The following is a 16,055-nucleotide window of genomic DNA, read 5'->3' as shown; positions in this document are numbered from 1 at the left end:
TATCATTCCTTTACCGTGGTAACTTCTCTTACAAGTTCGTCACCGTTGTTATTTACAATTCCAAGAGAAATATTAAGCTCACGCTCAACATCTTCAACCGAAACATCATCAAGGAAAATGTCATTTTCAAATCTAAGCATAGATGACGGAATAAAAAGTTTGTCGCCAAGGTCTTTGTCTTTCAGCTGGTCAATCAAGTCACCGCCTGTGACCAAACCCGACACATTAACTCCTCCGCCGAAAAAGTTATTTTTAATTGCAACAACATTTATCTCTATATTCGGAAATTTTGTTGCAATAATCTTCATCATATCTCTCAAATAAGGTGCAACAGCCTCGCCGCATGCCATAGTCACCTTATAATTCAATGCATCATTGTACTCGCTGTCCTCCACAGCAAACTCAATTTCTTCTTTAAGACAGGCAATCATACCAATACCGTCTTCTACGGCGGGAAAGCCCTCATAAAAATCAGGATCGGGAATCGGTCTGTTAGCCTTTATATAAAATTCATCGCCGGCATAAAAAATTCTTCTGCCGTACTTTTTAACACATTCATCACCGAATTTTTCGATTATATCAAGCGTCTGTGCGGCAGTTTCTTGATTGTATTCCGTAAGCGGATATAATCCTTGACGGTATTTTGTAAGTCCTACAGGCACGACAGCGGTCATATTAACTCCAAGTTTTTCAAGATCGGTAAAAGTACGGAGAAGTTCATCACCGTCATTTATACCGGGGCAAGCAACAATCTGACAGTTAAGACTGATTCCTGCCTTTGCAAAACTTTCAAGATGTCTTAACGCATCACCTGCAAAACGGTTATGCATCATCTTACAGCGCAGTTGTGGATTCGTAGTGTGAACCGACACATTTATCGGGCTGATGTGCATTTTTATGATTCTGTCAATTTCGTGCTGTGTAAGGTTTGTGAGCGTAATGTAATTACCAAACAAAAATGAAAGTCTGCTGTCATCGTCTTTAAAATAAAGTGATTCACGCATGCCTTTAGGCAATTGGTCTATAAAACAGAAAATACACTTATTACGGCAACTCTTTTGCTCGTCCATCAGATAAGTTTCAAACTCAAGACCGATTTCCTCGTATTCACTTTTCACAATACGCACTGTTCTGATTTCGCCGTTTTTATCTTTAATCTCGAGTGTCAAATCTCTGTTTACCTGATAAAAACGGTAATCGAGGACATCTTCGATTATATTTCCGTTAATACTAAGCAGAATTTCACCGCTTTTAATTTTTGCTCTGTCTGCGTGACTGTTAGCAGTCACACCAAATATATTTACAGCCACGAACTCACCTCACACTTATTTTACACAAAAATCACGAAAAATTCAAGGTATCAGAGCAAAACAAAAGGGCGTACAGAATTCTGCCGCCCATAATGTTTGTACCGTAATTAGTTCTCGTTAGCTTTTACGATTACCTGTCTGCCGTTATACATACCGCAGTTGCCGCAAGCTCTGTGAGCTGCCTTGTACTCACCGCAGTTAGGGCAAATTACAAGTGTTGGAGCGTTGAGCTTCCAAACTGTTGAACGTCTTGAACTCTTTCTTGCGTGTGAAGTTTTTCTCTTTGGTACTGCCATTACAAAGACCTCCTTACAATAACATATATCAATCCATAAGTTGTTTAAGAATCTCGAGCCTTGGGTCAACCTGCTTTTTATCGCAATCGCATTCACCCTCATTAAGATTATGACCGCACTGACTGCACAGTCCTTTACAATCTTCTTTACAGAGGTTTTTCTGCGGAAGCGACAACAGCACATCAGAAATAACCGTTTCATCAAGGTCGAGTACAAAATCAGGTGTTTCAATATAGTCGTCGTTGCCGTCAGTTTCAAGAGTACGGGCAAGCTTATGAGTAAACTTGTACTTCATCTTCCTTGTAAATTCTTCTCCACATCTGTCGCAGCTGCGAACATAGTCAAAGCTGACAAGCAAAGTAAGGTCAACAAGTGATGCCCTGTTTCCTGCTGTTGCGGTAATATCAAGCGGTGTTTTGAATGGAAAAACGCCGTCAATGTCAATATTGCTTATATCCAGCTTATAGCTGATTGTTTTTTCTTCGCCTTCATTTTGAAAGACACTTTTAAGTTCAAAAAGCATAATTGCACCTCTTGACCGCATAAACGCATATTAAAACGCTATTGATTATTATACAAAAGTATTTGCGCTTTGTCAACCGATATTTACGATAAATTCTTCATAAATACGCTATTTTTTTAATTTTTTTCAAAATTATTATTTATAGGAATTATAAGTAAAATTCATTGTCAATGCACAAAATACAAGTTATAAATTTAAGTAAATATCAGACATATTAAAATGAGTTTATAGGGTATTTTTTCTGTTCTAAATTTTGGTTAAACTTGATAAATTGGGTTTGGCGGAGCGTCGGTCGGGCATTGAAATTTAGCTAACGCTAAATTATCCTCCCAAAGACAAAAAAGTTTACTCAATTTTTTCAAAAATTGCGGGTTTGGGCAGCGCCCATAAAAATCTTCCGATATAACGATTTATCAAACGCTAACAGCCACGCTGTTTGCGTGCTTGCACATAGTTTGAAAAACAGGCGACAGCATTTTATAAAAGAAATAATGAACTTTTCATTATATATCGAATGGCTTTCTTGTTGCTATCGCATTTAAGGGCATTCGCCGTTGCGTTCAAGCCGCCAAACAGGGAGCTGTTTGGCTATCGTCAGATTGTGTAAGCGGAAAGTATTTGTGGGCTTTGCCCACACCCACAACCTTTGAAAAGGTTGACCAAACTTTTATAATTATTTGGTAAAACATTTTACAAACCATAATTTACACAATTTTTCTGAAATTTATTCTTAATCATAATATCAAAAATGGGCTGACCTGTCAGGTCAGCCCAAAGAAATCTAAATTATTACTAATTAAGATTAGAACATCTCTCTCTTGCGAATGACGAACATTACGCCTGTAGCAGAAACAAGAAGAGTAAGAATTACAACTGCGAGTGTAGCGTCACCTGTCTTAACTGTGCCGTTATCATTGTTAGTTGTGTTGTTGCCGTTATTAGCTGTATCAGCTGTGCCCGGCTTAACTGTTGCGCCTGTCGATGATGTAGCATCTTCAGTTGCAGGAGCTATTGTTGTTTCAGAAGCCTTAGTTGTCTCAGTAGCCTTAGTTGTCTCAGTTGCCTTTGTTGTTTCAGGAGCCTTTGTTGTCTCAGTTGCCTTTGTTGTTTCAGGAGCCTTTGTTGTCTCAGGAACTGTTGGCGCTACATATGTTGACTCTGTAAGAGTTGTATTAGCAACCTTAAGAACTGAAGGATCCTTAATTTCAGAATCAACTACGAACGAGTTCATTGTTGAAGCATCAACCTGCATTTTGTCGGGGTCAAGCTCGCCTGTTGTAAGAACTCTTACGTCAAGGTCGATAGTTGTTTCAACATTTTCAGGCTCACCGATTACATCAAATGTAACCTGTATAAATGGCTTCTTAGAGTCGATTGCGTAAAGACCAAGGTCAGAAGCGTTAGAATTGATTTTTCCCGGAAGGCTTGTATTAAAAACATAGCCGCTTGGAATCTGTGGCATAATGGCGAGTTTCTTGCCTGTAGCATCAAGGTTTGACTTGTTGTTATACTCAAGAACAGTGTTATCAAATTTTAAGTACCACTCAAGGTTTACGAGATCTCTGTCTGTGCCAAGGTAGTAAGTAACTGTAACCTGCTTTGTTGAGTTATCATACACAGCCTTAGCATCTGAGAAGACGTTTGACTTAGCATTTACTGTAAGAGCAGGCTTTGAAACTGGAGCAGGAGCTGTTGTAGCTTCCTCTGAAGCTGTTGTTTCAACTGCCTCTGTTGTAGCTACAGTTGAGTCAGGCTCTGTTGGTGTTGGTTTAACACCGTCCTCTTTATCCTTAAGTGCCTTTTCAAATGACATATACTCTGTGTTGTAAACAGCGCCGTCACCCTTTACAGGTGTGTAACCATATTCGCCGTTACCATAGTAGTAGTACCACTGACCACGGCATGTAAGCTTCTGGTTGAGTGGGTTCTCTTCAATTCTGTTTTCATCAATAACATAAATCATGTTATTAAAATTTCTGATACCTTCCGGATAAAGCTCGTTACTAGGATCGTCTTCATCAGTTTTAGGCCAGTAACCCCAAGCCTCTTCACCATCATCGTCTACACATGTAACATCTGATGTCTGAGCAGCCTTTGTGTACTGAGGAGCCGTTGGATCATCACCGCCGTCAACATAGTTGTTGAAGATGAGCTTAGGAACATCCGTTGGAACATCAATACAGAAAATGTTTTCGTTCTCAGTTTCTTTAACCTTATACATATCCTGCCATGTTTCGCAAGCATCTGTGCCTTCCCACCAGTATGCACCTGTTGATGTTGTGAACTCATTTTCCCATCTCTGTGGCATATAGAAATAATATCTATATGTTTCAGTTCCCTCTGAAGGAACATAGTTACCATCGCTGTCTGTGTCAGCTGAAACGCTAACTGCTGCAACTGCTACCATTGAAGCAGAAAGAGCCATAGCCAACATAAGACTAATGATTTTCTTGGACATTAGAAATTTCCTCCTATAAAAATATGTTTCCGATATACTCGGTATGACAATTATATAATAATTTGCTCAAAAAATCAAGGCTTTTTCAAAAAAACAGGTCGATTATAGGGTGTAATAATAACCAAAAATCAGTTACAATTTTTAAACAATTTTTAAACAATTTTTAATTTTGCAATAAACAGTCAAAACTGTTCGTCACTTTAAGTCATATCGTTGTCAATATTGTCACTATCAGTATTCAAACCGTTTTTCGTATTTTCTTTATGTCTGAAATACATAACTCCGCCGATTGCTCCGCCTATCAGCAGCAAGCCGCAAACGATTACAATCGTTGTAACCGATGCACCCGAACCCGATTTCTGCACATCAACATATTGCGTATTGCCTTGGTTATTTTGCGGCATCATTGTTGTTTTTTCGCCGATTACAGCTTTATGGTCCGTTTTTTCATCTGTATTATCATTTCCTTTACCGTCTATATAATTAATAAAATTTCCCTGGTAAGTATTTATATATTTTTCCGCTTCTTCAACAATCGGTGTTTTTTCTGAAACAACAGTTTTTCCGTCTGACTTAATATCATAGGTTATGGTATATGCAGTAAGAGTATTCATATCGCTGTCATACATTTCTTTAATAAAATATGTAACATTAGTATTTCCGGATTTTTTAACCTTAAAATTCATAGATACAAGCTGTGTACGGGATGAAAAGCTTGCATAATTTGATATATCAGAGAAATTAAAAGTCATATATCCGTCAAGATTTCCATTATAAATCACACCGTTCAAATTATCAAAATTAATAGAATCAGTGTCAATTTCAAGGTAATCTGTATCATAAAAAACATATGCCTGCATACCCATTACATCTTTTGATGCATCAGCAATATACATTGAATATGTAAATGTGTCCCCCACAGCAACAGAAGCAGCATCGTTAATTTTCACTTCTTCCGCCGCATTTGCATTTAGAGGTACAGCGCAAAGCATCATAAGTGCAGAACAACAAGCTAACGTAGTTTTAATTTTTTTAAACATAAAATCAATTCCTTATATATAATACATTTATTATATAATATTATAAACAAAATTTCAACGAACTTATATAAAATTTAATTTGAATTTTATGTGATAATTTTAAAAAAGAAATAAATCTATGTTGAGTTATATTTTAAACATAAGATAAACACCATAAATTGTGGTTTAGCAGAGTGTCGGTCGGGCATTAAAATTTAGATAACGCTAAATTATCCTCCCAAAAGCAAAAAAGTTTACTCAATTTTTTCAAAAATTGCGGGTTGGGACAGCGCCCATAAAATCTTCCGATATAACAATTTATCAGGCGCAAACAGCCACGCTGTTTGCGTGCTTGCACATAGTTTGAAAAACAGGCGACAGCCTTTTATAAAAGAAATGATTAACTTTTCATTATATATCGAATGGCTTTCTTATTGCTATCGCTTTTTAAGGCTAACGCCGTTGTGTTCAAGTCGCCAAACAGCGAGCTGTTTGGCTATCATCAGATTGCGTAAACGGAAAGTATTTGTGGGCCTTGCCCACACCCACGACCTTTGAAAAGGTCGACCAAACTTTTATAATTACTTGCCGAAACAATTTGCTAAACCATAATTTAGACTTCTGAATTATAAACAAAAAACACCCTCTGATTTCTCAGAGGGTGAAAAAACTAAGTTTTATTAATGCTTATAAAAGATTATTTAACCTTCTTGCGGGTAAAGTAAACTACACCGGTAGCTGATACAAGTACAAGGAGGATAACTGCTGCCATAGAAGCATTACCTGTCTTAACTGTACCATTGTTGTTATTGGCTGTACTGTTGCCATTGTTACCGTTGTTAGCTGTATCGGCTGTACCCGGCTTAACTGTTGCGCCTGTTGAAGATGTTGCATCTTCTGTTGCAGGAGCAAGAGTTGTATTAGGTGTTGTTGTATTCTGTGCAATTGTTGTTGCAGGAACTGTTGTTGCCGGAACTGTTGTTGCTGGAACTGTTGTTTCAGGAACTGTTGTTGCTGGAACTGTTGTTTCAGGAACTGTTGTTGCCGGAACTGTTGTTTCAGGAGCTGTTGATGGTGCTTGAGAAGCTTCTGTTACAGTTACTGTAGCAACTGCGCCAAGCTTTGTAGCATAGTTGAAGTTTGAAAGGTCAATTCTGAGTGTTACATCAGCAAACTCATATGGTACATTTACAGTGAGGTTCTGACCGTTGTATACAGCGTCAAATGCAACGCCGGATTCAGGTGTGAAGCCCTCTTCTGCACTGCCCCAGCTGTCAGCCCACTTGCCGTTAGCTGCGAACTTAACCTGGTAGTTGTCAAACTCAGGTACATTGTGATATGTAATCTCATAAACCTTATCTGCAACCTGCTCCATCTCATTAGCTGTTGGATCCCAAGCTACGCCGTTTAACCATGATTCATCATCAGGGTCACCGTTACCAACAGCATGCATGCTTTTGATTTCAATATCAGAAACGATCTGAACACCGTCACCTGAAACAGTGATTTTGCGTGTATTGCTGTCATATGTAACTGTTACATCACAAGCGGCAAGAACATTAAAGGTTATATTGTTGTCTCCGCCGTTATCACCGATCCAATTCTGACCGCCATCAGCTGTATTTTCTACAACCTTAATCTGAAGTGAATCAGCAATCTGAACATTGGTAAATACCTTAGTGTATGTACCGTCGCCGTTATCTGTCATAACATTTTCAGGAGCTTCTTCCGGGCTACCCTTCCATAAAACACCGCAAAGTTCTTCTGAACCTGCTACAACATATGTTGAACCTGCAGGAGCAGGAGCTGTTGTTGGTTCAGCTGTTGTTGGAACAACAGGTGTAACTTTACCTGCCTGAATTTCAGTTTCAACTGAATATTTTGTTGATGTTTCAGCAAGAACGCCATCTCTTACAAGACCCTCTTCCTGAGCCTCGTCTGTTACGCCCTCAGCGTTTGCAAGTGAGAGTGTAAGGTTATCAACTGTGAGGTTTACATCTGTTTCGCCAAGACCAAGTTTCTTGAATACAACTGAAACAAATGGTGTCTTCTGGTTGAAATTGTAAAGCTCAAGGCTTGACATATTACCATAAACCTTGCCTGCTGTTGCAGAGTTTACTACTACACCGTTTGTGTAAGGAGTCATAACACTGTCAAGAGCGAGCATTGTTGGGTCATAAGTAAGGTTGAAGTCTGCGTTAAGAACATTCTTCTCTGACTCAAAGTAATAAGTTACTGTTACATACTCTTCGTCACCTGCAACAACATTAGATGATGCAGGGAATAAGTTAGAAGTAGCATTTACAGTAAGAGCACCAGCAGGAACTTCTTCTGTAGTTTCAGGAACTGTTGTTTCCGGAACTGTAGTTTCAGGAACTGTTGTTTCTGGAACTGTTGTTTCAGGAACTGTTGTTTCAGGAGCTTCTGTTGACTCTGTCGATGGAACAAATGTTGACTCTGTGAGTTTTGTTTCAGCAGAAACAATATATGAAGGATCTACTATTTTATACTCCAGTACGAATGATACCATTGTATCAGGATCAACTCTCATTGTATTAAAGTCCATTTCGCCCTTTGTAAGAACTCTTACATTAAGGTTTACATTTGTTTCAACATTTTCAGGATTACCCTTTACATCTAAAACAATCTTAATAAACGGAACCTTTGCATCAATTGTGTAAAGGCCAAGGTCAGAAGAGTTGGCGTTTACCTTGCCGGGGATACTTGTGTTGATTACAGAACTGCTTGTAATCTGTGGCATAATACCAAGTTTCTTACCTGTTGAATCAAGGTTGTTCTTGTTGTTTACCTCAAATATGTTACTGTCATATGTGAAGTACCATTCGAGGTTTACAAGGTCACAATTTGTACCAAGATAGTAGCATACTGTTACCTGATTTGTTTTGCTGTTGTATTCTGCTTTTGCTGTTGAGAATACATTAGATGTTGCATTTACTGTAAGAGGTGCTTTCTCCGGAGCAGCTGTTGCCTGTGTAGCAGGAGCAGTTGTTGCTTCTGTTGTAGCAACTTCTGTTGTTTCAGCAGGAGTTGACACTTCAGTTACTGTAACGGTTGCCTTAGCACCGGCCTTTGTAGCATAGTCGAAGTTTGTAAGGTCGAGCTTGAGTGTTACATCAGCAAATTCATAAGGAACATTAACGGTAAGGTTCTCTCCGTTATATGCTGCGTCAAACTCTACGCCTGATTCAGGTGTGAAGTTTTCCGCTGCACCGCCCCAACTGTCAGTCCATCCGCCGTTAGCGGCAAACTTAACCTGATAGTTGTCGAACTTAGATACATTCTTGAATGTAATCTCATAAACTTTTTCTGAAACTTCTGTCATAGGGTTAGCTGCAGGATCCCAAGCTACACCGTTTAACCAAGCTGCATCTTCAGGATCGCCGTTACCAACAGCATTGATGCTCTTGATATCGAGATTTGTTACAAACTGAACGCCGTCGCCTGTAACAGTGATTTCTTTAGTAGAAGAATCAAATTTTACTGTTACATCACTTGCAGCAGTTACATTAAATGTAATGTTATTGCCTGTTGCGTCGCCAATCCAGTTCTGTGAACCGTCAGCACCATTTTCTACAACCTTAAGTGTAAGACCTGATGCCGGCTGAACATTGGTAAATACTTTTGTGTAAGTACCGTCGCCATTGTCTGTCATAACATTTGCAGGAGCTTCTTCTGGGCTGCCCTTCCATAAAACGCCGCAAAGTTCTTCTGCGCCGGCAACTACATATGTTGTATCTGCAGCAGAAACTGAAATTGCTGCAAATGACAATGAAGTTACCATAAGCATCAGAGAGACAACAAGGCTTAATGCTTTTTTGAACATTTTCTTTTTCCTCCTTTAATAATAATGCTTCTATAAGCTATTCTATTATATAATAGAAACTCCCCAAAAGTCAAATGAATTTGACACTTTGGAGAGTTATTTTTATAAATTTTTGTTATTTTGGCTAATTGCACAAAAACAAGATTGTTTTTTCGGTCATTCGTAACCATTAATATTATGAGATTGCCAGTTCCAAGAGTCACGGCACATATCTTCAAGATTTTTTTCGGCTTTCCAACCGAGAATTTCATATGCTTTTGTCGGATCGGCGTAACATTCTGCTATATCGCCCGCTCTTCTCGGCTTTATATCATAAGGAATTTCAATATTATTAACCTTGCTGAATGCCTTAACAATATCAAGTACGCTGTAGCCTGTGCCTGTGCCGAGATTAAAGATTTCTGTGCCCTTGTGCTGTTCGGCATAATCAATAGCTTTTACATGACCTTTTGCAAGATCCACAACATGGATATAATCTCTTACGCCTGTGCCGTCATGTGTAGGATAGTCATTACCAAACACACCGAGTCTTTTAAGTCTGCCTGCAGCAACCTGTGTAATATAAGGCATAAGGTTGTTTGGAATACCGTTAGGATTTTCGCCGATTCTACCGCTTTCGTGAGCACCGATCGGATTGAAATATCTTAAAAGAACTACGGAAAGATTGCTGTCAGCCTTAGCTGCATCGGTAAGAATCTGCTCGTTCATAAGTTTTGTCCAACCGTATGGGTTAGTGCAGCCAGTCGGCATTGTTTCCACGAGCGGAACTCTCTCGGGAATCCCGTATACAGTAGCAGATGAGCTGAAAACAAAGTTTGCTACCGAATATTTCTTCATAACCTCGAGCAAAGCAAGTGTAGAATCAAGGTTATTTCTGTAATAAGCAACAGGAATCTCGCAGCTCTCGCCTACTGCCTTTAATCCTGCAAAATGAATTACAGCGTCAATTTTATTTTCGGCAAAGAGCTTGTCGAGCGCCTCGACATCACAAACATCAATATTATAAAGCGGAATTTTTTTACCTGTAATCTCCTCAACCCTTTCAATAGCCTTTGGAGAGCTGTTTGAAAAATTATCGGCAACAACTACTGTATGACCTGCGTTTATAAGTTCAATGCAGGTATGTGTACCAATGTAGCCTGCGCCGCCTGTAAGCAAAACATTCATAATAATTACCTTTCTATATTATATAACTTTAATTAACACTTTTCAGGTTCGGGATACTCAACGCCAAAGGTATCGGCTGTAACCTTTTTCATAATCTGAGCGTCAAGCGGCTTGTCTGCAAAGTCTGTGTCACACTCAGCAATCTTGTTTACAACATCCATACCATCAATTACCTTACCGAAAGCGGCGTACTGACCGTCAAGGTGAGGCGCATTCTTGTGCATGATAAAGAACTGTGAGCCTGCTGAGTTCGGCATCATTGAGCGAGCCATAGAGAGAACACCCTCTGTGTGCTTGAGGTTATTTTCAAAACCATTGATAGCAAATTCGCCCTTAATGCTGTAACCCGGGCCGCCCATACCTGTTCCGTCAGGACAACCGCCCTGAATCATAAAGCCGTAAATTACTCTGTGAAAAGTAAGTCCGTCATAAAAACCTTTATTTACAAGGCTTAAAAAGTTATTTACTGTGTTTGGTGCAATTTCAGGATAAAGCTCGGCTTTAATTACAGAGCCGTTCTCCATTTCAATAGTAATTACAGGATTCTGTGACATAATAAATCGTCCTTTCATCTATATATCATATCAAGCATATCATATCAAGCTGATTTTAATAGCTATCCCTTGTCTATAATTTTACGATATATTCCATAAAATATCAAGTGAATTTTTATACTTAAAAATATTTAATAATAAAATTTAATAACTTTACTTTTTAATAAAAATATGATACAATAAATAGAAATAGTTATATAATCTTTTTGTAATATTTTATTAATTTTATGTATTAAGGGATTGAACATTAATATTATCATTGTTCAAGGAGTGTTTTTATTGTCATTATCAGTCCACAAGTCAGCCGAAGATTACCTCGAGGCTATACTTTTAATTAAACAAAAAAGAGGATGCGTTCGTTCTATCGACATAGTAAATCTTCTCGGTTTTTCAAAGCCAAGCGTAAGCGTTGCCATGAAAAAGCTAAGAGAAAACGATTACATTCTTATGGACAGCGAGGGTTATATCACCCTTACCGAAAGCGGAATGAATATTGCGCAGAAAATTCTTGAAAAGCATAATTATATAGCCGAACTTTTAATTTCTCTCGGTGTAAGCGAAGAAACAGCTTATGAAGATTCATGTAAAATCGAGCACGATATAAGCGAAGAGAGTTTTATGGCATTAAAAAAGCTATCGGGAATTTTAGCCGATAAAACAAATAACTGATAAAATAAACAGCAGTCATTATTATGTGGTGACCCCAAAAAGTTAGACCTAAAAAATCTAACTTTTGGGGGTCGGGTCATTACTTTACGATATAGACTGCTGTTTTTATATTGTTCTATTTTCTTTTCTTTATTAATTACGGTTTAACAAAATACTTTTATAGTTACTTGGCAAAACAGTTTGCTAAACTATATTTAAAATCTTTTGAATTTAAATTATTATACAGTAAACTCTGTCAATAATCAATAATTTTCTTCGTGAATTTCAAAGTATGACTGTGGGTGAGCGCACACAGGGCAAACCTGCGGAGCTTTCTCTCCTACTACAATATGACCGCAGTTACGACATTCCCATACCTTAACTTCACTCTTTGCAAACACTTCCTGCATTTCAACATTATGGAGTAATGCACGGTAACGCTCTTCGTGTGCTTTTTCAATAGCACCGACCATACGGAATTTCTTTGCGAGTTCAGGAAATCCCTCTTCCTCCGCTGTCTTTGCAAAGCCTTCGTACATATCAGTCCACTCGTAATTTTCGCCCTCTGCAGCTGCGGCAAGATTTTCTGCTGTACTGCCAATACCGTTCAATTCTTTAAACCACATCTTTGCATGTTCTTTTTCATTATCTGCTGTTTTCAGGAATAATGAAGCTATCTGCTCAAATCCGTCTTTCTTAGCCTTTGACGCAAAGTAAGTATATTTATTTCTTGCCTGTGATTCACCTGAAAAAGCCTCAAGTAAATTTTTCTCTGTCTGTGTACCGGCATATTTATTTGCCATAAAGTTCAACCCTTTCTAATTCATATTTTCTATAATTATCATATAAATCAGTAATTATTACTGTATTTATATGATATACTATTGTCTAGTATTTGTCAACACTTTTCCGAAAATTTTTTCAAAAAATAAAAAGGCAACTTTTACATTGCCTTTCTACCGAATTATAAAGTTTTAATTTTACACAAGCTCTATCGGAGCAAGCTGCGGAAAGATATTTCTCAATACCGTATATATCATTATCGCTATAAACGCACCCCATAAAAAGTATTTGCTGTGTACAAATGTGCGCAGTTTTTTTCCGAAAGCTCTGAAAACGAGTTCAATATAAAGTACAAATAATGTAGCAAGAGAAACTATAACCAACGGATTTTGCTTTAACGACAATATAACATCTCCGTGAATTAGCGCATAAACCGCTCTTGTACAGCCGCATCCGGGACAGTAAATTCCTGTAAGCTCGTATAAATAACAAGACGGTAATGTTATGTATCTGAAAACATACAACGAAAACAAATACGCCATACCAACAGATGCAAACGGTAATATAAATACCAATATTTTTTGATATGTTTTATATGGAGTAATTATTTATACCACCTCGTATATAAACTTGCTGTAAAAATTAATAATAATTATAGCTGCTTGAACCGCTGAATATAGCAGCACCTGTTGCTGCTGAAATAATAATCATAATAATCATAATACCTAATGCAATCGCAGACAAGATAAGCTGTGCTCTTGCAAAATTCTTAAGTGACTTTTTAGGTGTGCTGCCAAAAGCCCAAACAAACATCATAATAAGATAAACAATAGGGCCTACGCACGGAATGATATTAAGGCAGAAAATTCCGATCCAGTGAAGAACAGAAACATGCTCTTCGTCATTGCTCATATTGTTATAGTTAGGCTGCTGATAAGACGGAGTCTGATTGTAACCAGTGCCGTAAGAATTCTGATAATTTTGATTGTTGTCAGTCCCATATGGTCGCTGGTAATCCTGTGCGGAATAGTTTTGCGAACCGTATGGCTGCTGATAGTCCTGTGCAGAATATGTATTCTGATTTTGCTGTGGATTTTGGTTATTGTTCCAAGAATCGTTGTTGTAATTGTCCATAGTTTTCCTCCAAATTTTAATAAGCCACAAAAGCAAATTAATATAACCTACTCAATATAATTATAAAATACAGTTATTTTAATGTCAATAATTTATTGAAAATATTATAATTTTACAAACCTGCTTAATATGTAATCTCCACAGGAGCAAGTGCGGGAAAAATATTTCTTAAAATTGTATAAACAATCAATAAAGCAAACATTATCCATATAAAGCCTTGCATATTAATAAATGTATTTGTTTTTTTACCAAAAGCACGGAGTACGAACTGAATATACAGAATAAGCACAATAACTATTCCAACCGCTAAAAAAGCATTTTGCCTTAGCGAAAGCAGAATATCTCCGTGAACAAGCGCATATACCGCTCTTGTCGCTCCACAGCCGGGGCAATACAAACCTGTAAACTGATGTATATAACACGGTGGCAATGAAATGTACTTAAACGCAAAAGCACAAATCAGATAACACAAAAAAAGTGAGGCAAACGGTAAAATTAAAACCAAAATTTTTTGATATGTTTTGCACGGCTTAATAATAAAAATCACCCCAAAGCAAAACAAGCAGACATATAGTCCGCTTGTTGCTTGCTATGTAATAAAATTAATAGTAAATTAGGAAATTGAACTGATAAATGCGCCTGAAACAATTTGAGTAATAAGAAGTATTGCCCATATTACTAAAGCAATAATAGAAAGAATGATACCTGCAGTTGCAAGTCCGTTATTTTCAGGCTTTGCCTTTTTAGAATTAATACCAAGAATAAGACCAACTATACCGCAAGGAGCACAACAGCAAAGACCTATAATACCGAGTACAAGTGATGCAGTAGCATTATTCTTTGCGCTTTTATCCTCTACAGGATACTGATTGTAGTTAGGATACTGCTGCTGATAGTTATTCTGATTGTAGTTATTGTAATCAGGCTGTGAACCGTATGGCTGCTGATAATCATTTGCACCATATGACTGCTGCTGATAACCCTGATTATTGTCTGTACCGTAAGGCTGCTGGTAACCCTGATTATTGTCTGTACCGTAAGGCTGCTGGTAACCCTGATTTGAGTAGTTATTCTGCTGTGGATCCGGGCCGTTGCCCTGTGGGTTATTCAAAGAATCGTTGTTGTAGCCGTTATTGTTGTAATTGTCCATCTTTTTCCTCCATAAATTTGTAAGCATAAAATCAGCAAACCACTGTAAATATACATAATTTGCCTTAATGTTTATTATAAAGTACAAGTCAACAAATGTCAACAAGTAATTAATAAATGCCACAAATTAATACATATTTATTTACAGTTCAATACTCATAGTGGCAAAAGCGTTAAGGTCTGTGCTTGCAATATTTCCGCTTAAAAATTCATAATATCCCTGCGAGCCAACCATTGCCGCATTGTCACCGCAAAGAGATTTTTCGGGCATATAAAAAGCAAGTCCGTGCTTATCACATTCTTCCTGTAAAGAAGAACGCAAAAGTCGGTTTGCAGACACACCACCCGCAATAACCAGCTTGTCAACCTTTAAATCTTCTGCCGCTTTCAAAAAATTGGTTTTTAAACAGTCAACAACCGCATATCTGAAAGATGCGCAAACATCTGCCTTGTTAAGTTCTATGCCCTTTTGCGCAGAATTATGAATTAGATTTATTACAGCTGTTTTAAGTCCCGAAAAGCTGAAATCATACTGTGAACCGCTTACGGTAGGTCTTGGCAACTTAAATGCAAAAGGATCGCCGTCCTCTGCTACCTTATCAAGTGCAATTCCGCCCGGATACGGCATACCCATAGTTCTTGCCGCTTTATCAAATGCCTCGCCTGCCGCATCATCTCTTGTTTTGCCGATAATGCGCATTTTTGTGTAATCCTCAACCATCACAATATGACTGTGACCGCCCGAAACAACAAGGCAAAGAAACGGCGGTTTTAAATCGGGATTAGAAATATAATTAGAGGCAATGTGCGACCTTAAATGATGGGTCGGAACAAGCGGAAGTCCTGTTGAAAGAGAAAGTCCCTTTGCAAAATTAACTCCTACAAGCAAAGCCCCTATAAGACCAGGTGCGTATGTAACCGCAATTGCATCTATTTCTTTTAAAGTAAGTTCTGCCTGCTCAAGCGAGTTTTTTACAACAGGCACTATTGCCTCGGCGTGTCTGCGGGATGCAATTTCGGGAACAACACCGCCATACAGTTTATGCTCCTCAACCTGAGAGGCAACAACAGAGGATATAACTTTTCTTCCGTCCTCAACAACCGCTGCTGCGGTTTCGTCACAAGAGGACTCTATTGCAAGTATCTTCATAAAAATAATCCTTTCGTTTT

At 38.1% G+C, this 16,055-nt stretch carries 15 protein-coding genes; 2 read left to right on the top strand and 13 right to left on the bottom strand.

Features of this window, described 5'->3' with window-relative positions; translation table 11 throughout:
- Positions 1-2: 2 nt before the first annotated feature.
- The 5 genes from KGF34_RS11445 to KGF34_RS11425 form a co-directional block, all read right to left on the bottom strand.
- A complete protein-coding gene (locus tag KGF34_RS11445) occupies positions 3-1,289 on the bottom strand; it encodes a DUF512 domain-containing protein (RefSeq protein ID WP_252559206.1) in 1,287 nt (428 codons plus the stop codon).
- Positions 1,290-1,417: 128 nt separating this feature from the next.
- Entirely contained in the window at positions 1,418-1,606 is a 189-nt protein-coding gene (gene rpmF, locus KGF34_RS11440) for a 50S ribosomal protein L32 (protein ID WP_022234847.1), read from the bottom strand.
- Positions 1,607-1,634: 28 nt separating this feature from the next.
- A complete protein-coding gene (locus KGF34_RS11435) occupies positions 1,635-2,129 on the bottom strand; it encodes a DUF177 domain-containing protein (protein WP_022234846.1) in 495 nt (164 codons plus the stop codon).
- Positions 2,130-2,931: 802 nt separating this feature from the next.
- Positions 2,932-4,587, bottom strand: a complete 1,656-nt coding sequence (locus tag KGF34_RS11430) for a hypothetical protein (protein WP_252559205.1) — start codon at positions 4,585-4,587, stop codon at positions 2,932-2,934.
- A gap of 200 nt (positions 4,588-4,787) precedes the next feature.
- Positions 4,788-5,627: a cohesin domain-containing protein gene (locus KGF34_RS11425; RefSeq protein WP_252559203.1), complete on the bottom strand. Its 840-nt coding sequence runs from the start codon at positions 5,625-5,627 to the stop codon at positions 4,788-4,790.
- Positions 5,628-7,905: 2,278 nt separating this feature from the next.
- Here KGF34_RS11425 and KGF34_RS11880 point away from each other — a divergent pair.
- Positions 7,906-8,037: a pentapeptide repeat-containing protein gene (locus tag KGF34_RS11880; protein WP_186935976.1), complete on the top strand. Its 132-nt coding sequence runs from the start codon at positions 7,906-7,908 to the stop codon at positions 8,035-8,037.
- Between the two features lie 1,569 nt (positions 8,038-9,606).
- Here the strand turns inward: KGF34_RS11880 and galE are convergent.
- Both galE and KGF34_RS11410 read right to left on the bottom strand, forming a co-directional pair.
- Positions 9,607-10,617, bottom strand: coding sequence for a UDP-glucose 4-epimerase GalE (gene galE, locus KGF34_RS11415; protein ID WP_252559199.1), 1,011 nt, complete (start codon positions 10,615-10,617; stop codon positions 9,607-9,609).
- Between the two features lie 32 nt (positions 10,618-10,649).
- On the bottom strand, positions 10,650-11,171 hold the full coding sequence (locus KGF34_RS11410; protein WP_117705662.1) for a peptidylprolyl isomerase: 522 nt from the start codon (positions 11,169-11,171) through the stop codon (positions 10,650-10,652).
- A 279-nt stretch (positions 11,172-11,450) separates the two neighbouring features.
- On the opposite strand from KGF34_RS11410, the gene KGF34_RS11405 reads away from it, so the two are divergent.
- Complete coding sequence (locus KGF34_RS11405) at positions 11,451-11,840, top strand: metal-dependent transcriptional regulator (RefSeq protein ID WP_022234129.1); 390 nt, start codon at positions 11,451-11,453, stop codon at positions 11,838-11,840.
- Positions 11,841-12,082: 242 nt separating this feature from the next.
- On the opposite strand, the gene rbr is transcribed toward KGF34_RS11405, so the two are convergent.
- The 6 genes from rbr to tsaD form a co-directional block, all read right to left on the bottom strand.
- Positions 12,083-12,622 (bottom strand): rubrerythrin, encoded by a 540-nt coding sequence (gene rbr / locus KGF34_RS11400; RefSeq protein ID WP_022234411.1) that lies wholly within the window; start codon positions 12,620-12,622, stop codon positions 12,083-12,085.
- A gap of 177 nt (positions 12,623-12,799) precedes the next feature.
- On the bottom strand, positions 12,800-13,144 hold the full coding sequence (locus KGF34_RS11395; RefSeq protein WP_252559197.1) for a DUF2752 domain-containing protein: 345 nt from the start codon (positions 13,142-13,144) through the stop codon (positions 12,800-12,802).
- Positions 13,145-13,244: 100 nt separating this feature from the next.
- A complete protein-coding gene (locus KGF34_RS11390) occupies positions 13,245-13,736 on the bottom strand; it encodes a hypothetical protein (RefSeq protein WP_022234412.1) in 492 nt (163 codons plus the stop codon).
- A 124-nt stretch (positions 13,737-13,860) separates the two neighbouring features.
- Entirely contained in the window at positions 13,861-14,208 is a 348-nt protein-coding gene (locus tag KGF34_RS11385; RefSeq protein WP_252559194.1) for a DUF2752 domain-containing protein, read from the bottom strand.
- Between the two features lie 141 nt (positions 14,209-14,349).
- Positions 14,350-14,886, bottom strand: a complete 537-nt coding sequence (locus tag KGF34_RS11380) for a DUF4190 domain-containing protein (protein WP_252559192.1) — start codon at positions 14,884-14,886, stop codon at positions 14,350-14,352.
- 141 nt (positions 14,887-15,027) lie between these two features.
- Positions 15,028-16,035 carry a tRNA (adenosine(37)-N6)-threonylcarbamoyltransferase complex transferase subunit TsaD gene (tsaD, locus tag KGF34_RS11375; RefSeq protein ID WP_022234414.1) on the bottom strand — a complete coding sequence of 336 codons (1,008 nt, stop codon included), beginning with the start codon at positions 16,033-16,035 and terminating at the stop codon, positions 15,028-15,030.
- Positions 16,036-16,055: the final 20 nt, after the last annotated feature.

It is taken from the genome of Ruminococcus sp. FMBCY1, assembly GCF_023921805.1.
Classification (GTDB): domain Bacteria; phylum Bacillota; class Clostridia; order Oscillospirales; family Acutalibacteraceae; genus Ruminococcoides; species Ruminococcoides intestinale_A.
The sequence above is the reverse complement of the archived record's forward strand: the minus strand, read 5'-3'. Positions and strand labels throughout refer to the sequence as shown.